Origin of the sequence: Corynebacterium aurimucosum ATCC 700975 (assembly GCF_000022905.1) — a bacterium.
GTDB classification, from domain to species: domain Bacteria; phylum Actinomycetota; class Actinomycetes; order Mycobacteriales; family Mycobacteriaceae; genus Corynebacterium; species Corynebacterium aurimucosum_F.
Map to the genome: position 1 here is coordinate 924,972 of NC_012590.1, position 23,609 is coordinate 948,580.

Annotated in this window: 23 protein-coding genes; 12 read left to right on the forward strand and 11 right to left on the reverse strand. The window is 61.1% G+C overall.

From position 1 onward, the window contains the following. Positions 1-42: 42 nt before the first annotated feature. Entirely contained in the window at positions 43-546 is a 504-nt protein-coding gene (locus CAURI_RS04465) for a GNAT family N-acetyltransferase (RefSeq protein WP_010187561.1), read from the reverse strand. A gap of 8 nt (positions 547-554) precedes the next feature. Then, on the reverse strand, positions 555-1,049 hold the full coding sequence (locus CAURI_RS04470) for a GNAT family N-acetyltransferase (RefSeq protein ID WP_010187559.1): 495 nt from the start codon (positions 1,047-1,049) through the stop codon (positions 555-557). A gap of 24 nt (positions 1,050-1,073) precedes the next feature. On the opposite strand from CAURI_RS04470, the gene CAURI_RS04475 reads away from it, so the two are divergent. From CAURI_RS04475 to CAURI_RS04490, 4 genes are all read left to right on the forward strand, one after another. Further along, on the forward strand, positions 1,074-1,898 hold the full coding sequence (locus CAURI_RS04475; protein ID WP_010187557.1) for a TatD family hydrolase: 825 nt from the start codon (positions 1,074-1,076) through the stop codon (positions 1,896-1,898). 244 nt (positions 1,899-2,142) lie between these two features. After that, on the forward strand, positions 2,143-3,291 hold the full coding sequence (locus CAURI_RS04480) for a resuscitation-promoting factor (RefSeq protein WP_010187555.1): 1,149 nt from the start codon (positions 2,143-2,145) through the stop codon (positions 3,289-3,291). A 33-nt stretch (positions 3,292-3,324) separates the two neighbouring features. Next, positions 3,325-4,167 carry a 16S rRNA (adenine(1518)-N(6)/adenine(1519)-N(6))-dimethyltransferase RsmA gene (rsmA, locus tag CAURI_RS04485; protein WP_010187553.1) on the forward strand — a complete coding sequence of 281 codons (843 nt, stop codon included), beginning with the start codon at positions 3,325-3,327 and terminating at the stop codon, positions 4,165-4,167. Beyond that, the gene (locus CAURI_RS04490) at positions 4,164-5,102 is read left to right on the forward strand and encodes a 4-(cytidine 5'-diphospho)-2-C-methyl-D-erythritol kinase (protein WP_010187551.1); all 939 of its coding nucleotides are present in this window, start codon (positions 4,164-4,166) and stop codon (positions 5,100-5,102) included. The genes rsmA and CAURI_RS04490 overlap by 4 nt, the downstream gene beginning before the upstream one ends. Before the next feature lie 45 nt (positions 5,103-5,147). Here the strand turns inward: CAURI_RS04490 and CAURI_RS04495 are convergent, their stop codons facing one another. Then, complete coding sequence (locus tag CAURI_RS04495; RefSeq protein WP_010187549.1) at positions 5,148-6,446, reverse strand: NHL repeat-containing protein; 1,299 nt, start codon at positions 6,444-6,446, stop codon at positions 5,148-5,150. A 93-nt stretch (positions 6,447-6,539) separates the two neighbouring features. Between CAURI_RS04495 and CAURI_RS04500 the strand changes: the two genes are divergently transcribed. Further along, entirely contained in the window at positions 6,540-8,375 is a 1,836-nt protein-coding gene (locus tag CAURI_RS04500; protein WP_010187547.1) for an ABC-F family ATP-binding cassette domain-containing protein, read from the forward strand. Between the two features lie 22 nt (positions 8,376-8,397). Here CAURI_RS04500 and CAURI_RS04505 read toward each other — a convergent pair whose 3' ends face one another. Next, positions 8,398-9,312, reverse strand: a complete 915-nt coding sequence (locus CAURI_RS04505; protein WP_010187545.1) for an AEC family transporter — start codon at positions 9,310-9,312, stop codon at positions 8,398-8,400. A 158-nt stretch (positions 9,313-9,470) separates the two neighbouring features. Between CAURI_RS04505 and CAURI_RS04510 the strand changes: the two genes are divergently transcribed. Together CAURI_RS04510 and CAURI_RS04515 are read left to right on the forward strand one after the other, a co-directional pair. Continuing rightward, positions 9,471-10,058 carry a hypothetical protein gene (locus tag CAURI_RS04510; protein WP_236660837.1) on the forward strand — a complete coding sequence of 196 codons (588 nt, stop codon included), beginning with the start codon at positions 9,471-9,473 and terminating at the stop codon, positions 10,056-10,058. 99 nt (positions 10,059-10,157) lie between these two features. Next, the gene (locus CAURI_RS04515; protein WP_010187543.1) at positions 10,158-10,478 is read left to right on the forward strand and encodes a putative quinol monooxygenase; all 321 of its coding nucleotides are present in this window, start codon (positions 10,158-10,160) and stop codon (positions 10,476-10,478) included. 72 nt (positions 10,479-10,550) lie between these two features. Here the strand turns inward: CAURI_RS04515 and CAURI_RS13375 are convergent, their stop codons facing one another. Beyond that, positions 10,551-13,052 carry an acyltransferase family protein gene (locus CAURI_RS13375; protein WP_236660836.1) on the reverse strand — a complete coding sequence of 834 codons (2,502 nt, stop codon included), beginning with the start codon at positions 13,050-13,052 and terminating at the stop codon, positions 10,551-10,553. A gap of 115 nt (positions 13,053-13,167) precedes the next feature. Here CAURI_RS13375 and CAURI_RS14105 point away from each other — a divergent pair, with 115 nt between their 5' ends. Next, positions 13,168-13,449 carry a hypothetical protein gene (locus CAURI_RS14105; protein WP_236660835.1) on the forward strand — a complete coding sequence of 94 codons (282 nt, stop codon included), beginning with the start codon at positions 13,168-13,170 and terminating at the stop codon, positions 13,447-13,449. A 60-nt stretch (positions 13,450-13,509) separates the two neighbouring features. Here the strand turns inward: CAURI_RS14105 and CAURI_RS04530 are convergent, their stop codons facing one another. Further along, on the reverse strand, positions 13,510-14,307 hold the full coding sequence (locus tag CAURI_RS04530) for an HAD family hydrolase (protein ID WP_010187539.1): 798 nt from the start codon (positions 14,305-14,307) through the stop codon (positions 13,510-13,512). A 97-nt stretch (positions 14,308-14,404) separates the two neighbouring features. Here CAURI_RS04530 and CAURI_RS04535 point away from each other — a divergent pair, with 97 nt between their 5' ends. Beyond that, positions 14,405-15,439: an enoyl-CoA hydratase/isomerase family protein gene (locus CAURI_RS04535; protein WP_010187538.1), complete on the forward strand. Its 1,035-nt coding sequence runs from the start codon at positions 14,405-14,407 to the stop codon at positions 15,437-15,439. Positions 15,440-15,446: 7 nt separating this feature from the next. Here the strand turns inward: CAURI_RS04535 and CAURI_RS04540 are convergent, their stop codons facing one another. The 3 genes from CAURI_RS04540 to CAURI_RS04550 are packed head-to-tail and all read right to left on the reverse strand — an operon-like array spanning position 15,447 to position 18,975. Beyond that, a complete protein-coding gene (locus CAURI_RS04540; RefSeq protein WP_010187537.1) occupies positions 15,447-16,607 on the reverse strand; it encodes a DUF6882 domain-containing protein in 1,161 nt (386 codons plus the stop codon). Then, complete coding sequence (locus CAURI_RS04545; protein ID WP_010187536.1) at positions 16,607-17,770, reverse strand: glycosyltransferase family 4 protein; 1,164 nt, start codon at positions 17,768-17,770, stop codon at positions 16,607-16,609. Before CAURI_RS04545 ends, CAURI_RS04540 begins: the two co-directional genes overlap by 1 nt. A gap of 8 nt (positions 17,771-17,778) precedes the next feature. Then, positions 17,779-18,975, reverse strand: a complete 1,197-nt coding sequence (locus CAURI_RS04550; protein WP_010187535.1) for an NAD-dependent epimerase/dehydratase family protein — start codon at positions 18,973-18,975, stop codon at positions 17,779-17,781. Between the two features lie 248 nt (positions 18,976-19,223). Between CAURI_RS04550 and CAURI_RS04555 the strand changes: the two genes are divergently transcribed. After that, positions 19,224-19,880 carry a membrane protein gene (locus CAURI_RS04555; protein WP_010187534.1) on the forward strand — a complete coding sequence of 219 codons (657 nt, stop codon included), beginning with the start codon at positions 19,224-19,226 and terminating at the stop codon, positions 19,878-19,880. 137 nt (positions 19,881-20,017) lie between these two features. On the opposite strand, the gene CAURI_RS04560 is transcribed toward CAURI_RS04555, so the two are convergent. Together CAURI_RS04560 and CAURI_RS04565 are read right to left on the reverse strand one after the other, a co-directional pair. Then, complete coding sequence (locus CAURI_RS04560) at positions 20,018-20,563, reverse strand: gamma carbonic anhydrase family protein (RefSeq protein ID WP_010187533.1); 546 nt, start codon at positions 20,561-20,563, stop codon at positions 20,018-20,020. Between the two features lie 6 nt (positions 20,564-20,569). Beyond that, on the reverse strand, positions 20,570-20,977 hold the full coding sequence (locus CAURI_RS04565; RefSeq protein ID WP_012714955.1) for a hypothetical protein: 408 nt from the start codon (positions 20,975-20,977) through the stop codon (positions 20,570-20,572). Positions 20,978-21,012: 35 nt separating this feature from the next. Between CAURI_RS04565 and CAURI_RS04570 the strand changes: the two genes are divergently transcribed. Together CAURI_RS04570 and CAURI_RS04575 are read left to right on the forward strand one after the other, a co-directional pair. Continuing rightward, positions 21,013-21,882 (forward strand): patatin-like phospholipase family protein, encoded by an 870-nt coding sequence (locus CAURI_RS04570; protein WP_010187522.1) that lies wholly within the window; start codon positions 21,013-21,015, stop codon positions 21,880-21,882. Positions 21,883-22,009: 127 nt separating this feature from the next. Next, positions 22,010-23,575: an aspartate:alanine exchanger family transporter gene (locus CAURI_RS04575; RefSeq protein ID WP_010187519.1), complete on the forward strand. Its 1,566-nt coding sequence runs from the start codon at positions 22,010-22,012 to the stop codon at positions 23,573-23,575. Positions 23,576-23,609: the final 34 nt, after the last annotated feature.

The window sequence follows — 23,609 nt, forward strand, 5'->3', positions numbered from 1 at the left end:
GTAGGGCAGTGCCCTCCCTGAGGCAGTGGCCGTCAAGCCGCTTTAGGAGCGGTCGAAGTCGCGCTGCAAGTGGACCAAGCCGAGGCGCACGCCGTCCTTGGTGTGGATATTGGGCATGCGGCCGGTTTCCACGAAGCCAAACTTCTGGTGTAGAGCAATGGAGGACTCGTTGGTGTCCACGATATAGGTAATCATCGTCTCCACGTAGTCATTCTCCTTCGCGTGGTCCATGAGCGTGTCCATGAGCTCGCTGCCCACGCCCTTGCCGCGCGCAGACTCCGCGATGTAAATGGAATCCTCCGCAGTGCCGTAGTAGATAGCCGGGGTAACAAACTGGAAGTAGGTGGCCCAGCCAACGATCTCATCGTCGTCCACCGCCACATAGACGGGAAAACCTTCCTCCTCCATCTGCGCGAGCCACTTTTCGCGGTCCTCTACGGACTCCTGCCAGGTGACGAGGTTAGTGGCCGGCTTCGCAGCGGAGGCGGCATTGTAGATGGCGGAGATTGCGGGGGCGTCGGCAAGCTCTGCGGGACGAACGTGCATGATGTTCCTTAAACCATGAGTTGCAAGTGGGTGAGGTCTATCCAGCGCCCAGCTTTGCGGCTGACTTCTTTTAACGTTCCTACAGTGGCAAAGCCGAACTTCTCATGCAACTTGATGGATGCGACGTTGTCCGCCACGATGAGTGCCAGCAGCGTATGGACCTGCTCCGCCTCGCGGGCATGCTGAACGACTGCATCGAGCAAGCGCGTGCCTACCCCGCGGCCGTGGGCGGTGGGATCAACGTAGATCGTCGTCTCGTAGCAGCCCTGCCACACTTTCGGATCGCGGTAGGGGCGGTAGAGTGCCCAGCCTAAATACGTGCCGTCATCCTCGAAAGCCGCGAAACAGGGACACTTGTCGCGACGTAGTTGATGCAGGTACTCGGTGCGTTCCTCCACGGTGGCGGGTTCGCTGCGAAAGATGAAATGGGTCTCCCGGATGGCCCAATTCAGCGTGGCGGTCATCGCGGGGACGTCGGCGTCCGTCGCTTCACGGATAATCATGCGCGCAAGACTACACTCGCAGCCATGTCTAAGAAGAAGCCACGCCCCACGCCCGTTCCCGCCGAAGGTTTGAGCCAGCTTATCGACGCCCACACGCACCTCGCCTCCTGCCGCGACGCTGATGCCGACCTCGTCGAGCGCGCTCGTGCTGTTGGTGTTGAGCGCATCGTCACCGTGGGTGACGGCCTAGCGGAGGCAGAGAAGGCTTTGGCCGCGGCGCAGGAATTCGACAACGTGTATGCCGCGTGTGCGATTCACCCGACAAAGGCTCATGAACTCGATGAGGCCGCCCGTGTGCGCCTGAGCGAGATGGCAGCGGACCCACGCTGCGTGGCCATTGGTGAAACAGGCCTTGATACCTACTGGATTCACCACGAGCCGGAGCGCACTGCGCCGCTTGAAGTCCAAGAGGAAGCGCTACGCTGGCACGCTGAGTTGGCGGCGAAAGTGGGGAAGACGCTGATGATCCACAACCGTGAGGCCGATGAGGAGCTCATGCGGGTGCTGGGGGAGTGCGCGGAAGTGCCGAAGGTGATGCTGCACTGTTTCTCTTCACCACTTGATGTGGCCAAAGAAGCCCTTGAGCGCGGTTATGTTCTTTCCTTCGCTGGCAACGTGACGTTCAAGCGCAACGAAGAGATGCGCCAGGCCGCAGCGCTTGCTCCGGCCGGCCAACTGCTCATTGAGACGGATGCGCCGTACATGACACCGGAGCCTTTCCGCGGTGCGCGCAACGAACCTTCCCTGATTGGGCATACCTATCGCTGCGTGGCGCAGGCACGTGGTCAGGAAGTAGAGGAATTGGCAGCGGAGGTAGCTGAGACCTTCGCGCAGGTCTTTGGAGTGTGAGGATTTTCACTCGATACAAAGGTGCTGCTCATGGGTGGCGCGCGTGTTTGTTGTGGCGAATGTGTTGCTAGTGGTCCTGGCGTGTAAATACGTTTCGATCGTTGAGTTCTGTTACCGTATCGTTATTCAAAGTTAGTCCGGCCTTGATGTTGCCGGCCGGCGCGCCCAAGGCGCGCCATGACAGGTGCCAAAGGCGGGAAGCTGCCTTTCGTGCACAAAGCATCGCAGAGACGAGTAAAGGTTTATGTCCCCGAAGAAGCAGATCAAGCGAATCAATAACTCCCGCTCCTTGCCGCTGCGCATGGCCACCGGCGGTGTGCTCGGCACCCTTGCCGTGGGCGGTGTTGTTGCCGTTGGTGCCCAAAAGGACATCACGCTCGACGTCAACGGTGAGACCACCGAGCTAGCTACCTTCGCTGGCGATGTCAACGCTGCTCTCGAAGCTGCGGGCGTCAACGTCGGGGGAGAAGACGTTGTTTATCCCGCGCTGTCAGAGCAGGTTTCTGACGGTGATTCGATCACCGTTCGTACCGCTAAGCCGGTTGCGGTGACCATTGATGGTGTTGAGAAGCAGCTTTCCTCCACCGATCTCACGGTCTCTGACCTGTTGGGCGGCCTCGATGGTATCGCCCCGGGAGCAGCCATCACTTCCGGCTCCAAGACCGTGAAGGAGGATGAAACGGTGACTGAGGGCATGAACCTTGAGGTTACGTCCCCGAAGATCATCAAGCTTTCTGACGGCGGTTCCGTCTCCTACGCCAGCGTTGCAGCTAAAACCGTGGAAGACGTATTGGAAGCCCGTGGGATCACCGTGGGTAAGGATGACCGAGTATCCCCAGCACTGGATACCCCGGTTAAGGCCGGCACGGCCATCACTGTGGACCGCGTCGAGATTTCCGAGGAAGAAAAGATGGAAGACTTCGACGCCCCCGCCAACTTTGTCGATGATCCCGAGCTGGAAGAGGGAACCGAGGAAGTTCGCGAGGAAGGCACCCCTGGTTCCCGTACCGTGACCCGCAAGATTGTGAAGGTCAACGGTAAGGAAGAGTCCAACGAGATCATCAAGGAAGACGTCCGCAATGAGGCCGTCGCCGCAGTGATCGCGCGCGGCACCAAGCCCAAGTCCACCGCCCCGGCCGTTGCTGAGGGCTCCGTGTGGGATGCCCTCGCACAGTGTGAGGCCACCGGTAACTGGTCCATCAATACCGGCAACGGTTTCTCCGGTGGTCTGCAGTTCACCCCGTCGACCTGGGCTGCTTTTGGCGGCACCGAGTATGCTCCGCAGGCCTGGCAGGCCTCCCGCGAGCAGCAGATTGCGGTGGCCCAAAAGGTTCAGGCCGCGCAGGGCTGGGGCGCATGGCCCGCCTGCACCTCGAAGCTCGGCCTGCGCTAAAGCTTCCGAGCCGCGCGTATTAGTCTGGATACCATGACACAACCCCACCTGCTGGGCCCGGTGGAGATCCGCGAGCTCGCTGCTGAGCTCGATGTGACGCCGACAAAGAAGCTGGGCCAGAACTTTCTCCATGACCCCAACACCATCCGGCGCATTGTTGCCGCTGCGGACCTGAGTCCGGAAGATCGCGTGGTGGAAGTCGGCCCTGGTCTGGGTTCGCTGACATTGGGACTGCTGGGGGAGGTGGAGCACGTCACGGCAGTGGAGATTGATCCGCGTTTGGCCGGCAAGCTCCCGGACACCGTGGCCGCGCGGGCAGCCGACTTTGCGGATCGCCTCAGCGTGGTGGAGAAGGATGCCCTTACCGTTGAGGCGGGGGAGCTGGGGGAGCCGACCGCCTTGGTGGCCAACCTGCCCTATAACGTGGCGGTGCCGGTGCTGCTCCACCTGTTGGAGGTCTACCCATCGATTCGCCGTGTCCTGGTCATGGTGCAGCTCGAGGTGGCGGAGCGCCTCGCCGCCGGACCGGGCAGCAAGGTTTATGGCATTCCTAGTGTGAAAGCATCCTTTTATGGCCCGGTCCGCCAGGCCGGGACAATTGGCAAGAACGTGTTTTGGCCGGCACCCAAGATCGAGTCAGGGCTGGTGCGTATCGACTGCACCCGCCCCTTCGACGAGGCACTACGTCCGCGTCTGTTCGCGCTGATCGACGCCGCCTTTGCCCAACGGCGCAAGACTCTTCGCGCCGCCTTAGCAGGCTTCTATGGTTCCGCCGCAGCAGCCGAGGAAGCGTTACGCACGGCGGACATCGATCCGCGCCTGCGCGGCGAGAAGCTAGGTGTGGAGGACTTCGTTAGATTGGCGGAAGTCTCATGAGCAAACCAGTAAACGAGTCCCCGCAGCTCTGGCAGGCACGCGCCCACGCCAAGGTCAATCTGCATCTCGGTGTGGGGGAGGCTCGCGCGGATGGTTTCCACGAGCTGGCCACCGTGTTCCAGTCCCTCGATGTACACGATCGCGTGAACTACCGCTGGGGCGAAGGCTGCGCCGTGGAGGTCACTGGCAACCATGCGAAGGGCGTTCCGGCATCAACCGAGAACCTGGCATGGCGCGCGGTGGAGCTGGTGGCACAGAATCTGATGCTGCCGGCTGCTGGAACGCTCACGATGGAAAAGAACATCCCGGCCGCCGGCGGAATGGCGGGCGGCTCTGCCGATGCCGCCGCGGCCCTGTTGTTGGCCAACCAGGCTCTAAGCAAGGAGTTTGGCCGCGAGCCTCTCAGCACGGAAAGGCTCTATGAGCTCGCCGCGGAGCTCGGCTCCGACGTTCCTTTTACCCTCATGGGTGGCACGGCGTTGGGGCGCGGGCGCGGCGAACTCTTGACGCCGATGCTCTCGCGCGGGCGATATATCTGGGCAATCATCACCAATGCGGAGGGTTTGTCCACGCCCTCTGTCTTCCGAAAGCTGGATGAGCTGCGCGCTGCCGGACGCGGAAGCACCCCACACCTCGACACGGAAGCCGTGGGACAAGCGCTTGTAGGCGGCAATCCCCGCGAGCTCGCCGCGGTGATGCACAACGACCTCCAGCCGGCAGCCCTCTCGCTACGCCCAGACCTGCGCAAGATCCTCGAGACTGGTGAAGCTGCCGGTGCCCTCAAGGGAATTGTCTCCGGCTCGGGGCCCACCTGCGCCTTCCTCTGTGAAGACGAGGAGACTGCCCAGGAAGTGGTGGCTCAGGTCTGCGCCGATAACCGCGGTACTCGTGGATTGGTGACCCGCGGCCCTGCCACCGGCGCAACACTGGTCTAGCGTCAAACGCCGGTCTAGCGCCGGCGTTGCACTAGGTGGTGTTCCTTAAAGGACGGCCATCTCCACGGGCTTGAAGTCGAGCTTGTAGCGCTGCGGCTCCTGGTCACCGAGAAGATCAAGAACCACCAGTTCCTGCTTGTTGGCATCGGTGACATAGGCATAGCCGTTTGCCGCCTTCAGGATCGGTCCCGGCTGTTGCCACTCCTCGTTTTCCTTCCACTGGGAGATAGCGTCAATCTGCTTTGTTACCTCGCCGGAATCCGGGTCGATGACGTTGAGCTTGCCGTCGGTCGTGAGCACCAGTGCCTCGCCCAAGGGGCCGCGGGCCAGAGAACGGAACCAATAGGACTCGCCGAGCTCGACCTTCTTGGCGGAGTGGTCTTCCGTATTGATTAAGGTGACCGAGGTTGGACGCTCGAATTCGGCATCCTTGTCGGTTTTGTTATCGGCCAGGATGATGTTGGATTCCTCCGAGCCAGCGGAGTTTCCGGAGCGCTGGTATCCGTCCTTGCCGGCATAAGCGGATACGTCAATCTTGTGGAAGTCGGTGCCGTCGAAGACGACGGGCCCGTCTTCGCAGCCGAAGAAGAGAGTGCCATTGCCGGCGGCGGCTTCGCCGTGGACACCGGGGCACTCGGTGGTTTCCGCAAGGACCTTGCCGGAGGAGTCTAGGTGCTGAATGGTGTGGCGCTCGTCTTCCGTGCCCTTGGTGGTGACTACTGAGCCGTCCTTCAGCGGCACGGCTACACCGTGGTGCGCAGCGCCCGTCTCGACGATGTTGACGGGATTGGCATCTTCCTTGCCGATGTCCTCGGTCTTATAAATCCGCGCCACGCCATCGCCGTCGGAGAAGAGCGCGGTAAAGCCGTCGTGGTGAACCACGTGGCCGGCGTGCGGTGCGTCAATGGCTGCGCTGAGAAGCTGCGGCTGTGCCGCGTAGTAGTGCTTGTGGTCGCCGTGGGGCTTGGTGATGCGCCCCGTGTCAAAGGTGAGGAAGCTATCTCCCTTGGTCACCATGATGTGGCGGTTATCGCCGGCATCGCTCAGACGGAGGAATGCTTTCAGCTCTTCGCTGTCGATGACCTCACCGGTCTCGCCGTCGAGCGTGGTGAGACCATTCTTGTGCGACAGAAGGATGCGGGGAGGTAGTTCGGCTACCTCAGTCTCACCCTCCGCGGCTTCGAAGCCGTCATGGCTGTGCCCCTCGCCGTGCTCGGCATGCGCGTTGCTAGCTTCAGCGCTGGAGGGCGATGAGGCTTCTTCGCTGTCAGGGGAGGAACAGGCGGTAATGGTGAGGATGGTGGCGGATAGTGCGGCGCACAGGGCGAGACGTTCTTTTTTCATAGTGTGCCACAGTATTGGAAGTGAAAATCAATAGCAATAAAGGTAATGGTGAGGGGGGGTAACCGCGCCGAGGCACTAAGATGAACACTCGATATGGCGAACCTCATTAACCTGGAAAACGTAACCAAGTCTTTCGGCCTCAAGACCCTGCTGGACGGGGTCTCCCTCGGCGTTCAAACCGGTGATCGCATCGGCATCGTCGGCGTCAACGGCGGCGGCAAAACCACGCTGCTGGAAGTTCTCACCGGCATCGAATCCCCGGACTCGGGCCGTGTATCTCACAATTCGGATTTGCGCATGGCAGTGGTGACCCAGCGCTTTGAGCTGGAGGAGTCTCTCACCATCGCCCAGGTCATCATCGAACCACTGGGCTTGGAAACCTTCGAGTGGGCGTCTAATGCCAAGGTGCGCGATGTCCTCGGCGGCCTCGGCATCGTTGACCTAGGGCTAGACACCCCTGTGGGCTCGCTCTCCGGTGGTGAGCGCCGCCGCGTGAACTTGGCTGCCGCACTCGTTCAAGACCTCGACATCGTGGTGCTCGATGAGCCGACCAACCACCTTGACGTCGAAGGCGTGCAGTGGCTAGCCAGCCACCTGCTTTTGCGCAAGCTGGCGATCGTCGTCGTCACGCACGACCGCTGGTTCCTCGACACCGTTGCCACCACGACCTGGGAGGTGCACGATGGCGTCGTCGATGCCTACGAGGGTGGCTATAACGACTGGACTTTTGCCCGTGCCGAGCGTGCACGTCAGGCCGATGCCATCGAGCAGCGCCGGCAGAACCTAGCGCGGAAGGAGCTGGCATGGCTGCGCCGCGGGGCGCCTGCCCGTACCTCGAAGCCGCGTTACCGCATCGAGGCGGCCGAGGCGCTCATCGCGGATGTTCCTGCGCCGCGCGACAAAGTTGAGCTCATGGCCTTCTCTAAGCAGCGCCAGGGGCGAGTCGTCATCGAGCTTGAGGATGCAAAGGTAACGACACCCGATGGGCGCACACTGGTGGATCACCTCACCTGGCGGTTGGCGCCGGGCGAGCGCATCGGCCTCGTCGGCGTTAACGGTTCGGGCAAGACCACGCTGCTGCGCGCCCTTGCCGGGGAAGTAGAGCTTGCCGCTGGCAAGCGCATCGAGGGCAAGACCGTGCGCCTGGGCTGGCTGCGCCAAGAACTCGATGACCTGGATCCACAGCGCCGGCTTCTCGACGCAGTGGAAGACGTTGCCACCTACGTCCACCTGGGAAAGAAGGAGCTTTCTGCCTCCCAGCTAGCGGAGCGCCTGGGCTTTTCCGCCAAGCGCCAGCGCACGCCGGTCGGCGATCTCTCCGGTGGTGAGCGCCGCCGCCTACAGCTGACCCGCGTGCTCATGGCGGAGCCAAACGTGCTGCTTCTCGACGAACCCACGAACGACCTCGACATCGATACCCTCCAGGAACTGGAGTCTCTGCTGGATTCCTGGCCCGGCACCCTGGTGGTCATTTCCCACGACCGCTACCTTATCGAGCGCATCGCGGACAACACCTACGCGCTGTTTGGGGATGGCAAGCTCACCAACCTGCCGGGTGGAATCGAGGAATACCTGCGCCGCCGCCAGGAGATGGAAGCCGCCACTGCCCGCGGCGTTCTCGATTTAGGAGAAGCCTCCAAGGACGCCGACGAGAAGAGCACGGAAGCCGCCCCGGCCAAGCGTTTGAGCTCCCAGGAGGAGCGCGAGCTGACCAAGAAGATGAATGCATTGGAGCGCAAGATGAGCAAGCTCGACGACAAGACTGCGAAGCTGAATGAAAAGATGGCACACGCCGCGGAGAAGATGTCTTCTGGTGAGGGGGACAGTGGTGAGCTAGCGAAGCTCGACTCCGAGCTCAAGGCCGTTGCCGCCGAGCGTGAAGAACTTGAGATGGAATGGCTGGAGCTGGGGGAGAAGCTCGAAGGCTAGTGCTTGAGAACTAGGTCTAGCCCTACCCAAAGAACCCTGCGATAGCCAGCATGGCCGGCAGGGAGAGAAAGGTGGTGAGGAAGACCGTATCGCGCGCCACCGTTTCTCCCGACTGGTAGGTCGCGGCATAGTTGTAGACGTTCTGCGCGGTCGGAAGCGCGGACAAGATGAGCGCTGCGTAGAGCTCGTTGCCGCTAAGCCCCAAGGCTAGGCCCGCCGCCAAGGCGATGGCAGGCATGACAATGAGCTTGAGCACCGTGGCGGTAATCGTCGGCAGGCGGTCGTTGGCCAGTAACCCTTTACCCGTGAGGGAAGCGCCGAAACTCATCAGGATTATCGGGATGGAAGCCCCGCCGAGGAGCTCGAGGGGAGCCATGATGACCTCGGGGACCTGCCAGTCAGCCGCAGAAACGATGAAACCGGCGATGGCCGCGATGACGACTGGTGCGGTCAGCCCGGAGACCACGGAGCTGCTGATCGAACGCAAGCTTGTTCCCTGTGCATTGAGGCCGGCGATGATGAAGGGGGAGAGCACTGCCATCTGGAGCACAAGTGCTGGCACTACAAAGGTGGCATCACCGATGACATAGGTGGCGATGGGCAGCCCGATGTTGACGGAGTTGTAATAGCTGGCCGCGGCCGCTCCGGCCATCGTCTCTGCCCCGCTGCGCCGGAAGAACAGCGCACTGAGCATCCCATACAGGGCCATCGTGGCGACCGAAGCAATCGCGATGACAGCGACAACCGGAGAAGTGAAAGCAGAAGTGTCCGAGGTTGCCACGCTGGAAAAGATCAGCGCCGGGGTGGCTGCCCAGAACGCCGTGCGGTTGAACTGCAGGCGGGCCTCACCGTGGCCGATAACGCCCCGGTGGCCCAGAAAGAACCCCACCCCGATGACCACAAAAATGATGGCGAAGCCGGTTAAGACGTCCAGCAACAGTGATCAACCTTTCGAACAATCATTAAAGCTAGCTTCTGGTCATTCTTTCATGTCGGGGCACTAACCCCAGCAGGGGATAACAAAGTGGTATCGAAAATCCCCTAGAGCCGGGCAGACCTTCACTGCGCTCGCAGATGTATGGCACGGTGGAAGGCATGAATTCTTTCCGTCGTGTTTCCCGCCTGTCCGCTACCGCCGCCGTGGCAGCATCCCTTGCTGCCGCTTTGTCGGTGTCCGCGGCCCAGGCCGCCCCGGCCACCTTCTCCTCCGCACAGCCGCAGGAACTGAACCAGTTGTCTTCCCAGGCTGCTGAGCAGATCAACTCCTTTGAAATCGAGCTGCCCGCGCAGGCCTATGACTTGGCCAAGCAGTACAACGTCCAGCTGCCAGGCTTCATCAAGAAGCCGACCCCGGCCGTGGCAAACGAGCTCGTTGGTGCAACCCACGCCCACCTGCTGAAGCAGGGCCACCACGAGGATGCCAACGCCAAGAACATTGCTCAGGAATGGGCAAACCAGGCTGCGGCCGGCAAGGTTACCTTCCAAGACAATGCTGGCGATGGTCTGACTCACCTGGAGGAGGGCAGCGGCAACATCTACAAGCTCACTGAGTCGGAAGCGAAGGACCGCGTGAACTGGCTCAACCGCGACGTGCCCGTGACCAAGACCGATGGCACCGGTTTCGGCGTAGCCCAGGCCTTTGATGGCACCCACGTCTACGTAGCGGAGTACTTCTTCAACTAAACCTCCGCGCGGTTCAATTAAAGCCGCCCTAGCGCAAGGCCCTGCCACCTCAGGCAGGGCCTTCTGCACGTTTTCGCGCAGAGGGTTACAGTGGGCCCCATGATTCTGATCAACGTACAGTTCCACGTAAAGCCCGAGTACGCCGATACCTTCTTGGAAGAGATCGACTGGTACACCAAGGCATGCCAGGCAGAGCCCGGCTGCATCGACTTCAAGTGGTTCCGCGATCCGGAAGACAAGCAGCGCTTCCTGCTTCTTGAGTCCTACAAGGACGGCACTGACGTCGACCACGTCAACACCGAGCACTTCAAGCGCTCCTGTGAGGAGCTGCCGAAGTACCTGGTGGAGACCCCAGACATCATCAACACGCATATCCCAGGTAAGACGGAATGGGATAAGATGGCTGAATTCTCGGTCTAAACCACATGCTTAAACAAAAGCCGCCCAGCTGTGAAGCTGGGCGGCTTTTCGTGACTCTTAGGTCTTTGTCGCTTAGCTGGAACAGACCGTAGTGAGGTTCTTCTCCTCGTCTGCGTACTGCTCGAGGGCATCGTACAGAGCATCCGCGTAGAGGTGTGCACCTTCGGGTAACGGGTGGACGCCGTCGTCGTAAAGCATGGCAGGATTTTCCTGCGCCACTCCGCACCAGTCTGCGATATAGACGTTGTCGTGCGTGGTTGCGGCCTCGATGATTTCGGCGCGCGCTGGCCCCATCCAATCGCGCTCACCGTAGGGCAATACGAGGACCAGTGTGCGCTCGGAGCCAACGATATCGATGAGCTCGTCCATTTGGCCCTCGAATGTAGCTCCGTTGGTGCCCAAACCCACAAATACGGTGGAGCGCAACTGGCCGGAATCCTTCAACCCCTGAACCACCGGCAGGGCTGCCGAATAGTGGCGGGAGATGGCAGCGTCGATACTGATACCCGGGAAACGCTCATTAAGTGCTTCGGAAGCGGCGAGCATGACAGAATCGCCGATTGCACTGATCTCGTTGCCGGTGGGTATCGCACGCTTTTCCTTCGGCTTTGTAGTCTCCGTGGGCTGTGCCGGAGCGGAGCTTGCAGCCTGCTCGTTGGACTGTGCCATGCGCTCGAGCTCGCGCTCTAGTTCGCTCTTATCCTCCGAGGTCACCAGAGCATAGCCCACACCGAGCAGAGATAGTACGACGATGACGGGGACTGCAGGCCACAGTGCCTTGCCAAAGCTAGCCTTAATCTCCTCCATGCTGGGGCGTGCCGCCCAATAGGCATGCCACGTGGGGCGGAATCCGGCGCGGCGGAAGGGGTTTTCTACGAACTGGTAAGTTACCTCTGCCAGCAAGCAGCTCAGCGGCAGGCAAAGGAGACCCAGGAGCCACGAAGGGGCGTCGGACATCGCGTGGATAATCATGACCACCGGCCAGTGCCAGAGGTACAAAGAGAAGGAACGCTGTCCCAGCCAGCGCATCACGGGGGTGCGGAAGATCCGGGTGAGGGGGCCGGTTTCACGCACCACTCCCCAAATCATCGCCGCGCCGAGCACGCTGGTGAGGACCAAACCACCGCGGTAGGTGAATTCGCGGTCCGCACCCATCCACACCAGTTGAGCAAGGTAGGCAACGAGTGCGAGGGCACCAACGGTGCCGGCAAGAATGCCCTTGTTTGCTGCCGGCCAGGAGTCGGCGTCGACGTCCTTGTCGGTGGAGGTTAAAAGCAGGGACAGTATTGCGCCAATGAGGAGACCGAAGGCGTGGGTATCGGTTCCGTAGTACACGCGGGTGGGATCCTCGCCCGGGGTGAAGATGAGAGCCATCGCAACAGCCGAAGCAATCGTGAGGATCAGCGATACCGCGATGGGCAGGCGCTTGGGCTTGCGGCGGGAAATGGCGAAGATGCCAAACATCAGCAGGGGCCAAATCAGATAGAACTGTTCCTCGACGGCCAAGGACCAATAGTGCGCGAAAACCTGCACTTCATTTGGTGCAAAATAGGTTTGGCTCGTGGCGATTTGGGTCCAGTTGTTGACAAAGAAGAAGGTGCCCAAGAATTGCTGGCGGATGCCTACTGCTAGGTCGCCGCCGATGAGGGCCACAATCGCAGTACATATCGAAAGGACCACGAGTGCGGCAGGGAGAATGCGCCGGAAACGGCGGAGCCAAAAATCCTTGAGGCTGATGCGCCCAGTCGCGTTGAATTCACGGACCAGCAGCGAGGTAATAAGGAAGCCGGAAAGGACAAAGAACATGTCCACGCCGAGGTAACCGCCGGGGAGAATATCCCCGAAGAAGTGATAGATCACCACGGCAAGCACCGCGAGACCACGCAGACCATCCAGGCCCGGTATTTGACGCAGCCGGGCGCGCCGACGGCGCGGTGTGGTTGCAGGTGCAGTAGTAGACGGGGCAGCTGTGCTGCTGGTGGATGCACCGGCAGCGGCAGGAGCCGTGGCGGGTGCCGCAGCCGCAGTAGTGGCCATGGCGCTTGCCGTTGTGGCATCTGCTGCTGCCGCGGTTGCAGCTGCCGGAGCCACGGCAGCAGCAGTGGATTCCTTCGCTATCGGCCGCTTTGCTGAACGGCGCTTTTCTTGTTTTTCTTGTTTTGTGCTCAGTACCCCGACGGACTGAGAGCGACGAGCCAGAGCCCGCGAAATCTCATTCTCTGGCCCGGGCGTTACTGTTTTCTTCTTTTTCTTTTCCGGTTCTTTGGCTTGTTCAGGTGCCTTGGCTTTCTTGGCCTCAGCGCGATGGGCTTTCTGGCCCTCTTCGCCCTGTGCGGGATTCTTTGTAGGCTGGGGAGCCTTTTCTTTTTTCGCTGCCGGTGCCGGAGCCGGGGCAGGTGCCTGTGCTTTGGCAGCTGTAGGGGACTTTGCCGCAGCTGGCTGGGGCGCCGAGCGGCGAGGTAGGGGACGTCGCGGGGCGCGGCGGCCAGTCGAGGCTACGTCGGCCTCCTCGCGGGCTTTGACTAGCTTGGCCTTCTTCACCGCCGAAGCCTTGGGAAGGGCGCTCGGTGACAAATCCAAGGTGAAGTCTTCCGCTGGCCGTGGGCGGACGCGGCCAGGCCGCGCGGCCGAGCGCTGAGCGCTGGGCCGCTGAGTGTTGGGCGCAGCGTTTTTATCCGAGGTGGTGGGCTTGGCGGGAGTTGTCGGCTTTCCCGGCTTCGTGGTGTTAGCAGGTGCAGTGAAAGGAGAAGCCGACGTGGGCTTGGCAGCCGGGGTGGACTTAGCAGTCGCAGCAGAGCCTTTAGATGCAGTAGTCGAAGTTGAAGAAGGCTTCTGGGAAGCGGAAGGGGAGTCCGGAGTGGGACTCGATGTGGATGATTCGCCCTTTGCCAAGCGTGACACCATCGACCGCAAAAACTTCTTCACTTCACACTCCGCAGGTAGACACCGTGGTTCGGGTACTGAGGCTTAGTAACCCGAGTAATCCTACTCTGTGAGCGCGGCTAGTCGGGCAACGAGTCAGGGGAGCGTGTTAGGTGCGCAAAAGCTGGCGAAGCACGGTGCTGACGCCGTTGTCAGTATTGGGAGGGGCAATGATATCCGCTAGATCCTTCAGCTGCGGATGCGCGTTCTCCATCGCGACGGCTGTCCCGGCAGCGCGCAGCATTTCGAGATCATTGAGGTAGTCACCGAAGGCCACGGTGGCGGTGATGGGAACGTTGGCAAGTTCAGCGAGCTTGACTAAGGCTGCACCTTTATCCACGCCGCGAGCCATGACATCGAGCCAGACCTTGCCCGATACCGCCACGTTGTCTTCCGGGACAGCGCGGACGATGGGTTCGTAGATGTGTGCCTCTGAACCGGATTCACAGAAGATGGCGATCTTGATGATGTTGCTATCGGGGACGGCGTCTAGGTCATCGACCCACGTGACTGCCTTGTAGTACTTGGAGATCTCTGCGCGCGCTGCATCGGATGCATCCCGCGCGACGTAGGCGGTTTCCGGGGCGCACAGCACCACGGTGTGCTCCACATCCATGGCCGCTGAGGCCTCGCGTGCTGAGTGCACGGTCGCTTCCGAGAGCGGGAATGTCGCAATGATGTCGCCACCACGCATGACTACCGAGCCATTTTCAGCAATGAAGGTTTCGCCTTGCGGGAACATCTCCTTGAGCGTTGCCAGTTGGCGCCCTGAGGCCGGAACTAGCTCGCATCCACGGTGGGCGGCAAGCTCCTGCAGCTCCGCGAAGTCCGCTGGTAGTTGGCCGTGGGCATCGAGGAGTGTGCCGTCCATGTCAAGAGCAACAAGTTGTGGGAGCAAGAAAGTCACACCAATCTAAAAGGGTTGGGCTAAAAGCAGAAACCATGTCCAAGGTAGCGCCAAAATTAGGTGGCTGAAACATTTGTGATATGGAACACTGGTGCGCATGACTATGACTGATCCAGTACTCGTTTCCGTCCGCAACCGTACCGGAGTCCTTGAACTCAATCGGCCGAAAGCTCTGAACTCTTTGAACCCAGAGATGATTGACATTATCCGCCGCTCCCTCGAAGCGTGGGCGCAGGATGACGAGATTGAGCAAGTCCTGATTCATTCCAACAGTCCCAAAGCTTTTTGCGCCGGTGGCGATGTGCGCCACGCACGTGAGGGAATCGCGGAAGGCAAGCTGGAGGAGGTCGATGCCTTCTTCGCCAGCGAGTACCTCACCAACGGTGATATCGCCGAGTTCCCGAAGCCCTATATTTCCGTCATCGACGGCGTTGTCATGGGTGGTGGATTGGGTATTTCCCTGCATGGTTCGCACCGCGTGGTAACTGAGAAGGCCTTCGCGTCGATGCCGGAGATGAATATCGGCTACGTCACGGACGTGGGAGTGGCCTATGCAGCGCAGCGCATGGTGGGCACACGCGGAGTATCTTCGCCGGGCTTGGCAAAGTTCTGGGGCTTAAGCGGGTACCGCATGTATGCCGCGGACATGCTGTGGACGGGTGTCGCAACCCACGTGGTTAAGGATGCCGCCGAGTTAATTGAGGCAGCTATCGAGCGGGGCATCGACCCCGCACTGGAAGATCTAGCTTTGCCTGCGCCACAACAGCCGGCGCCGCTGGAGCAGGTAGCCAAAGACTTGGAGGAGACCTTCACGCTGCCGACATGGGAGGAGATTTCTGCGGAGCTCGACAAGCGCCCGAACATTGCCGGCGAAGTACGCCGCCTCATGGCCGCCGCCTGCCCAGCCGCCATCGTTGCGGCCAATGAACTGTATGAGGCGGAGGCTGCTGTCGACGATATCCGCGAGGCCCTCTTGCTGGAGCTCAAGCTAGGAATGCACATGTACCGCCGTCCCGATTTTTCCGAGGGCGTGCGCGCGGTGCTGGTGGACAAGACCCAGGATGCTGCGTTTGACCCGGCAACCACCGAGGAGGTTGACGCCGAAGAATTCCGCGCAGTGCTGAATTCCTAGCCAGGGCTTATAGGCCGCGTGCCCGCTGATAGGCGGCGCGCGCCCGGTGTTCATCCACTCCTTCAGGCACGGCAACGTTAAGGGTGGCCTGCGTGGCGGCCGGGGTCGGTGCGGGCAGATGGAAGGCAGGGGCATCGGTCAGCGCCAGCCCCTGGCGACCATCGGGCAGCTGCACAGGCAGCAGGGTCCACAGTCCCAGGACCGGCATGGCTAATTGGGGCAAGCGCACCGAGCGCGCTTCGGGGATCGACACACGGGCGCGGATCAGCTCGGGGAGCGCATTGTCATAGCCGAAGCGGCGCAGGTTCGCCGCCGCTTGAGCGGACATGGAACTAGATAGCTCGTCCGCCCACGCCCACGTGAACGTGTCCGTGGAAGCGTCGAGAGTAGCAATGAGGTGGGCGGGAACCGTGAGCGAACCATAATCAGAGTTCACCACGGTGCGTGACGTGCCGGGGTCGAGGTCCGCAGACAAGTTGGGGAAGCGGGCCTCCAAGAAGAAATTGTGCTCGGTGGCAATAAAGTGGGCATCGGCCAAGACATCGCGTGCGCTGAGCACGGCCTGGCCCGAGGGGTGGGGAAGGGCCGCGATCCGAGTGCCGTGGAAGCGCGCGAGGCCTTCTGCCGCCGCCGGGGCCACGCCCAAGTAAGAGGCGAGCTCAGAGGCAGCAAGGCGCTCGTCGACGCCCCCTTCAACATCCCCCGAGCGCTCGAGTCCGGCCAGGATGCTGACACGGGGGTCTGGGTGGAGCTCCGTAAAGTCGACGGCGACGAGTGCTTCGCCCTCGCCCTGCGGGACGCGGAGAACGGGGCGGTCACCCACCAATCGCCGCGCTAAGCCGCGGAGCAGGGCGGAATCGGGCTGTGGTCCGTGGAACTGAGGTTGGGGCGCTTGTTCCGTCAAACCCGTGGCCCAGTGCAGCTGCCCATCCTGGATGGTGGCTAGACGTAATCCATCGAAGTCATAGCTCCCTGAACCAGTACTAAAGCGCACCACCGCGCGCTGGTCTTGGTCTGGCTGCGCTGATTGTTGGGCTTCGGGCGCGGGGTCAGCAGGCGTAAAGTTCACTTCGACGTCGCGCACGTCGCCCAAGCGGGAGGCAAACGTGGCGTCGATGCCGGCTTGGATAAAAGCGCCAGCGGAGTACAGGTTCTGGGCGGAATCCATTAGTGCTCCTTGACTTCGTTCTCTTCCCTCCGGAAGGGGTGCTCGATAGCCTCCTCATAGGCCTGAAGGAGGGCTTGGGTGGATTCTACCCAGGAATACTTTTCGGCTTCGCGGCGGGCGGCAGCACCCATCGTCTCCCGGCGGGCAGGGTCTTCGAGGAGCCCGAGCGTGGCGAGGGCCCAGGCTTCATCATTGGCATCGGGAGCGATGAGGTGGCCGGTGACACCCTCCTCAATGACGAAGGGGATACCACCGGCATTCGTGCCGATCACCGGCACGCCCGAGGCGAAGGACTCGAGTGCTACCAGCCCCAGGGTCTCCGTGGCGGAGGGGAAGAGGAAGACATCCCCCACGGCGAAGGCAGCGGCGAGCTCCTCGCCAGAAAGGTATCCGGTGAACACTGTGTGTGCAGGATTGAAGCTAGCCTTGAGCTCCTCCAAGGCGGGGCCATCGCCAACGATGGCCAGGCGGGCGTCGCTAAGCTGTGCCCGAACCAGCTGCATCACGTGGTCGAGGCGCTCCAAGTCTTTCTCTTTGGATACTCGTCCGGTATAGGTCACCAGCGGGGCATCCGGGTTACCGTCGGTCAGGCGCTCGCGCATCTGCGCCGTGGCGCGGTCAGGGTGATAGGTCTGCGTATCCACAGCCTTGGGCCACAGTTGCACGTTGCGGATCCCCATCTTCCGAGCCTTATCCACCATGGGGCCGGAGGTGCACAGGTTCACTGCCGCCTGGTTGTGCAGATACTTCAGCGTGGCTTCGGTCAGCGGCCTAGTCCATCCAATCCCCAGCGCATCGACGTATTCGGGGACATTGGTGTGGAAGCTGGCCACTAGCGGCACGGCATCGCGCTGCGCGGCAAAGACGCCGAGTGCGGCGGTCCAAATGGGATTGACCGCGTGGATGACATCGGGATCGAAATCCCGGATCTCCTTGAAGAACTTCCACGAGGGCAGGCCGAATTTAATCTCCGGGTAGACCCACAGTGACAAACTGGGGATGCGGGTGACCTCAAAACCGGCGTAGGTGGCAGGGGCCTTGCCCGTGGCAAAAATCCGGACCTCGTGGCCCATCGCGGCCAGCTGGTCCAGCGTACGCGTCAGGCGCGTGACCACGCCGTCGATCTTGGGGAGGAAGACCTCAGTAACGATTGCGATGCGCACGGTGGGACTTAAGCCTCCGTGGAAGGAACGCCGGCGTGCTGCTGTCGCGTCCACAGCGACTGCGCTGGAATCTTGGAGCGGTCAGCGCGGTCGGCGTACTTGCGCGCGACTTCCTCCACCTCATGGAGCAACCCCTCCGACAAAGTGGTCGGCTCCAGTCCTAGTTCGAGGAAGGTGTCGTTGGTGACGTGGAGTTCATTCTCCGCAGATTCCTTGCGCGGGTTCGGCACATAAGCCACTTCCGCACCAGAGATCTTCGCCAGCAGTTCTGCCAGGTCACGCACACGGTGGGTTTCGGTCATTTGGTTGATGATCTTGACGCTCTCACCGCGTGCCGGAGGGTTCTCCAGCGCTAGCTCAATGCAGCGCACCATGTCACGGATGTGAATAAAGGCGCGGGTTTGTCCGCCGGTGCCGTGCACGGTCAGCGGATAACCAATACCGGCCTGAATGAGGAAGCAGTTGAGCACCGTTCCGTAGTCACCGTCATAGTCAAAGCGGTTGATCAGGCGCTCATCCTTCTGGGTCTGCACCGTGTGCGTGCCCCAGATGATGCCCTGGTGCAGGTCGGTGATGCGCAGCTCATCATTCTTGGCGTAGTAGGCAAACAGGTGCTGGTCCAGCACCTTGGTCATGTGGTAGACCGAGCCCGGGTTGGAGGGGTAGAGGATTTGCTGCTTGACGACGCCATTCTCGCCCGCGTCCACCTGCACATCAAGGTAGCCCTCCGGGATCTTCATGCCGGCAGTGCCATAGCCGTAGACACCCATGGTGCCCAAGTGCGCGACGTGGATAGCCTGCTCAGATTCGACGATGGCGGCGAGCAGATTGTGGGTGGCGTTGATGTTGTTATCCACCGTGTAACGCTTGGTGCGCGAGTTCTTCATAGAATAGGGTGCGGCGCGCTGCTCAGCAAAGTGCACCACAGCATCCGGGCGTTCGGTATTCAGGAACTCCAACAAGCCGTCGTAGTCTTGGGCCACGTCGAGGTTGCGGAAGCCGATGGTCTTGCCGGAGACCTCGGTCCACGCAGCCAGGCGCTCGTCAATGGAGGCGATGGGTGTTAAGGATTCCGCCCCCAACTCTTCATCGATGGCGCGCCGGGAGAGGTTATCCACGATGATGACCTCGTGGCCTTGGTCGGAGAGGTAGAGGGAAGCGGGCCAACCGCAGAAGCCGTCTCCGCCGAGAATCGCTACCTTCATTTTTTATCTCTCCACATCACTGTCGGGGGCATGAGTTAGGGTGCCGCCGACGATGGGGGAGAAACCCTTCGCGGCGGCAAGCACTTTTCAATACCGTACCGTTGACAGCCCTCACATGAGGGCCCTTAACGGTAAACAGTGAGTGAATGTTTCCTCGGGCTGCACCACTAGATCAAAGCTTGGTGTAGAGGGCGGGAGGCTCGGTGTCCAGAGTAAGTTCTGCAAACGTGCCCTGTACACTGGCTCGCATGCTCGAAGCCGTGCTCAATGCCTTTGCCGATTCCGTCAATGCTCTATTGATCGGAATCCTGGTGGCCATCGGCATCATGCTTCCGCGGGGGAGCTACCGCAAGATTGCGGCCCTCGTCATCGTCGGTGACTGGTTCGGTGTGCTCACCGCAGCCGCCGTGGTGATGTTCGTGTTCGTCGGCATCCAGGACAAGGTGGCCGCGGCGCTGGAATCACCGCTGCTTGGCTGGGGGCTGGTGGTCATCGGCATTGGCTTGGGCCTTTTGGCCTGGCGTTCCAAGGGCGAACCCAATGACATGGTGCAGAAAATCCTCGGCCCGCTGCGCACGCCTTCGGCCAAGACTGTCGCGGTGGGCTATGCCATGGGTGTTATCCAGTCCTTGACCTCCGTGCCCTTCTTCTATGGGCTGATGCACCTCGCGGCCGGGGATTTTAGCAACACCGTTAAGTATGGAGGCCTCTTCTTCTACGCCTCCTTTGCGCTGTCCTTGCCCACGGTGTGCGGGCTCTTCATCGCGCTTGTGCGGGCGAAGCCAGATTCTTGGGCCGGATGCGCCTTCGCGTGGGCGCGGGAGAACTCCGCAACAGTTGCGCTATGGAGCGGCTACGGAGTGGCCGCCTTCCTGGTGATCATGGGACTTGTTTCCCTGCTCTAGCGCTTTAGCCCTGAATGAAGCGATTGTGACTTCACTCGCGGCCCTAGCTTGCGGAGGTGGAACTGCCGTTGTTGCCAAAACTTTTGAACTCGCCGCACGATCTGGTCGGATCTTTGTCAACAACGGCAGTTGCGGGACTAGTCGTAAAGGACTTCGTCGAGCGAGAGGGCGTCACCAAGCGGCGCCTGATCCTTAGCAATGTCGACGTAGCGCGCGGCGTGCGGGATGAAGGCGGCGGATTCCTCAGGGCTCAACTCACGCCGCACCTTGGCGGGCACCCCGGCGGCCAAGGAGCCAGCGGGAATGTCCTGGCCCTCGAGCACCACCGCGCCGGCGGCGATGAGAGAGCCAGGGCCCACGGTGGACCCGGAGAGCAAAGAGGACTTCATCCCCACCAGCGCGCCTGCGCCCACGTGCGTGCCGTGGAGCATAGCCATGTGGCCCACGGTGACGTCATCCTCCAGTACACACGGTGCAGCGGCTTCGACGTGAATGACGCAGTTGTCCTGGATGTTGACGCGGGCGCCTAGGCGGATGGCGCCAACATCCCCGCGCAGCACGCTGCCGTAAAACACGGAGGAATCCGGACCGATGGTGACGTCACCGATGATGGTGGCATTCGGCGCAATCCAGGCGCTGCGGTGGATGCGGGGTGTGTGCCCTTGGAAGGGGAGGATGAGCATGGGCGGTTAGCTTTCTTTCGGGATGTTTTCGATGGAGACCGCGAGGGCCTCGGAGACTTCATAATCGCCGGGTTCGGCAGTGAGTTGGGATAGTATCTCTCTTTCTGCGGGCGACAACGGGATGGCCCATCCCTTCTTGGGGTCATGGACGGGGCGCTGTTCCTTCGCCGTGGCTAAGAGATGCACCGTGGTTTGCGGGCCACGCAACTGCGCGGGCTCACCGGAACGTGCCACCTCACTGAGCACCTGCGCGCCGGCAGGGGAGGTAACCAGGATGATGAGACCGCTCGCAGTGTGCACAGACAGGTGATCTAAAGAGACCCCGACGGCGTGGGGATCCGGGGAAGCTAAACGAACAGTGCTGGAGCCACCGAGCCTGTCGATGACATCCTTAACCGCAGAAAACAAACCCATGGCGCGATCCTAGCGCGGGGGTACCATCGGGCACTGTGATTGACGCGAAAGATACAGCACTCGTCATTGAAGGCGGCGGCATGCGCAATTCCTATACCGCCGCGTGCATCGTCAAACTTCTCACAGAAGAGGTGGAATTCGGCTGGGTTGGAGGCGTTTCCGCGGGTTCCTCGCACACCGTGAACTTCCTCTCCCGCGACGTGAGCCGCTCGGAAGAATCCTTCGTGGACTTTGCCAAGAACCCCAGCTTCGGTGGTTTGGGCTCGCTGCTGCGCGGCAGCGGCTACTTTAATGCTGAGTTCATCTACGAGAAGGCCGCGGACCAGGACATGCCTTTTGACTGGGAGGCTTTCGAAGCCAACCCGGCGCAGATGTGTATTTCTGCCGCCCGTGCCGATACCGGGGAAAGCGTGTACTGGGGGCGCGAAGACATCAAGACCCAAGAGGACCTGATGGTGCGCGTCCGGGCCTCTTCGACGTTGCCGCTGATCATGCCGATGCGAGTTATCGAGGGTGTGCCTTATGTCGACGGCGCCATGGGCGAGTCCGGTGGCATTCTCATCGAGCAAGCGGAGAAGGCCGGGTTTGAGAAGTTCTTGTTCCTCGGATCGAAACCGCGTGGCTACGTGCGCCCTGAGGTGGGGCGGCCGGCGGCGCTGCGGAGGGTCTTCCGCAAATACCCGGCTGTGGCAGAGGCGATGATTGCGCGCCCGCCACGCTATAACGCCTCCAAGGACCGGCTTCTGGAGCTGGAAAAGGAGGGGCGAGCTCAGCTCTTCTTCCCGGAGGATATGCAGGTGGCTTCAACCGAGCGCTCGGTGACTAAGCTTCGCGCCAACTATGAAGCTGGGCGCGCGCAGACCTATGCGGAATGGTCGGCATGGAAGGAATTCCTCAGCAGCTAGCTCGCCAGCACGGTGGGCGCGTACTCAGCTCACCTTGATTCCTAGGACGTGAGACGAAGCACCTGTGGGGGCAGGAAAGCGCCCTGGAACGTGGTGTTTTGCTCTCGCTTTCCTACAATGAAGCTTCGTGTTGGCTCTATTTGATGGAAATATTTGGCTGAGCATATTCTTTGTTGCCTTGCTCGGCACGTTGTTTGGCATGATCCCCTTCGGCCCGCTGCGCTTTGGCGCAGCCGGCACCTTGTTTGTAGGACTGGCCATCGGCGCCTTTATCGATCTCGATGGCACGATTCTGAGCAGCCTGCAAGAGATGGGCCTTGGCCTCTTTATCTATATGCAGGGCTTGTCTGCCGGCGAACGCTTCTTCAAGGGCTTCTCTGAGCAGCTGAAACACATGATCACTGCTGCCATCGCGGTGGTGGGCGCTGCTGCCGTGGCGCTTCTCGCGGGCGGATGGATGGGCCTGTCGCCGTTGCTTTCCGTGGGTGTATTCTCCGGTGCGACGACCTCGACGGCGTCGCTTGCGGTTGCCCAACAGCAGACCGGCGAGGAGCTGCCCGCCGTGGGTTATTCCTTGGGCTACCCGGTGGGCGTAGCCGTTGCCATTTTGCTCGTGGCCTTCCTGCTCAAGCAGTCTTGGCCGGGTTCTAAGGACAAAGACAATTCTGCAGAAGAAGTTTTCCGCTCCCGCACCATCCGGGTGACCAAGGACATCACCTACGAGGAACTCGTGGAGCGCTTCGAGGACCAATTTGTCATCGCCACCATTCGCCGCGGCAATACCCGCACCGTCGCAGGTGACAATCCGGAGATTCGCAAGGGCGATATCCTGCGCGTGCTCGTGACGAAGGCCAAGAAGCATGAGCTGACCGCTGCCTTGGGAAAGCGCCAGCCCCAAGTGCCCTTCGTGGATAAGCGCTTGGTTATCGAAAACGTGGTGGTCTCGAACACTGACATTGCCGGTCGAACCGTGGAGGACCTCAACCTTTTCCAGCGCTTTGGTGGCCGTATCGTCCACGTGCAGCGCGGTGATGAGGAGTTCCTCGCTAGCTTCGATACGCACCTCGATGCCGGTGACCGGGTAGCGGTGATTGGGGATCAGGACCGTATGGGCGATATTCGCGATTACTTCGGTGACTCGGTTCAGGGCTACTCGCAGCTGAACTGGATCGCTGTGGGCGGCGGCCTGTTCTTGGGCTATCTCATTGCACTCATCGTGGTGCCCTTGCCAGGTGGTACGTCCTTTGAGCTGGGCTTCGCGCTGGGGCCGCTGATTACCGGACTTGTTCTCGGTGCTCTGCACCGCACACGCCGCGTGCCCTGGAAGGTTCCGGCTTCAATCAACTTGGCTCTTCAGCAGTGGGGTCTAGTCATCTTCTTGGCGTCGGTGGGGCTCGCTTCGAGTGAGGCTTTCCAGTCCACGGCCTTCTCCTGGATGGGCTTGAAGTCCATGGTTCTGGCCGCCATCATTACCGTGGTTGCCGTCGCTATCTTCGCTGTTGCCAATAGGTTCCTCGGCCAGTCGGAGACCCGCACCGCCGGCGGTATCTCCGGCATCTTCGGCCAGCCTGCCGTGGTCAACTACGCCACGGGTATGAGTACGGATTCCCGCATCATGACCGGCTACGCGGCCACCATTGTGGTGGCGCAGATAGCCAAGATCGTGGTCATCCCACTCATGCTCACCTTCTAATCTGGCCCGCGGCTTTATGCCTTAGTAGCGGCTC

Bases quoted from the DNA above. Each gene is read 5' to 3' on its own strand.
- CAURI_RS04465 (WP_010187561.1), bottom strand. From the start codon at position 546: ATGCACGTTCGTCCCGCAGAGCTTGCCGACGCCCCCGCAATCTCCGCC.
- CAURI_RS04470 (WP_010187559.1), bottom strand. From the start codon at position 1,049: ATGATTATCCGTGAAGCGACGGACGCCGACGTCCCCGCGATGACCGCC.
- CAURI_RS04475 (WP_010187557.1), top strand. From the start codon at position 1,074: ATGTCTAAGAAGAAGCCACGCCCCACGCCCGTTCCCGCCGAAGGTTTG.
- CAURI_RS04480 (WP_010187555.1), top strand. From the start codon at position 2,143: ATGTCCCCGAAGAAGCAGATCAAGCGAATCAATAACTCCCGCTCCTTG.
- rsmA (WP_010187553.1), top strand. From the start codon at position 3,325: ATGACACAACCCCACCTGCTGGGCCCGGTGGAGATCCGCGAGCTCGCT.
- CAURI_RS04490 (WP_010187551.1), top strand. From the start codon at position 4,164: ATGAGCAAACCAGTAAACGAGTCCCCGCAGCTCTGGCAGGCACGCGCC.
- CAURI_RS04495 (WP_010187549.1), bottom strand. From the start codon at position 6,446: ATGAAAAAAGAACGTCTCGCCCTGTGCGCCGCACTATCCGCCACCATC.
- CAURI_RS04500 (WP_010187547.1), top strand. From the start codon at position 6,540: ATGGCGAACCTCATTAACCTGGAAAACGTAACCAAGTCTTTCGGCCTC.
- CAURI_RS04510 (WP_236660837.1), top strand. From the start codon at position 9,471: ATGAATTCTTTCCGTCGTGTTTCCCGCCTGTCCGCTACCGCCGCCGTG.
- CAURI_RS04515 (WP_010187543.1), top strand. From the start codon at position 10,158: ATGATTCTGATCAACGTACAGTTCCACGTAAAGCCCGAGTACGCCGAT.
- CAURI_RS04535 (WP_010187538.1), top strand. From the start codon at position 14,405: ATGACTATGACTGATCCAGTACTCGTTTCCGTCCGCAACCGTACCGGA.
- CAURI_RS04540 (WP_010187537.1), bottom strand. From the start codon at position 16,607: ATGGATTCCGCCCAGAACCTGTACTCCGCTGGCGCTTTTATCCAAGCC.
- CAURI_RS04550 (WP_010187535.1), bottom strand. From the start codon at position 18,975: ATGAAGGTAGCGATTCTCGGCGGAGACGGCTTCTGCGGTTGGCCCGCT.
- CAURI_RS04555 (WP_010187534.1), top strand. From the start codon at position 19,224: ATGCTCGAAGCCGTGCTCAATGCCTTTGCCGATTCCGTCAATGCTCTA.
- CAURI_RS04560 (WP_010187533.1), bottom strand. From the start codon at position 20,563: ATGCTCATCCTCCCCTTCCAAGGGCACACACCCCGCATCCACCGCAGC.
- CAURI_RS04565 (WP_012714955.1), bottom strand. From the start codon at position 20,977: ATGGGTTTGTTTTCTGCGGTTAAGGATGTCATCGACAGGCTCGGTGGC.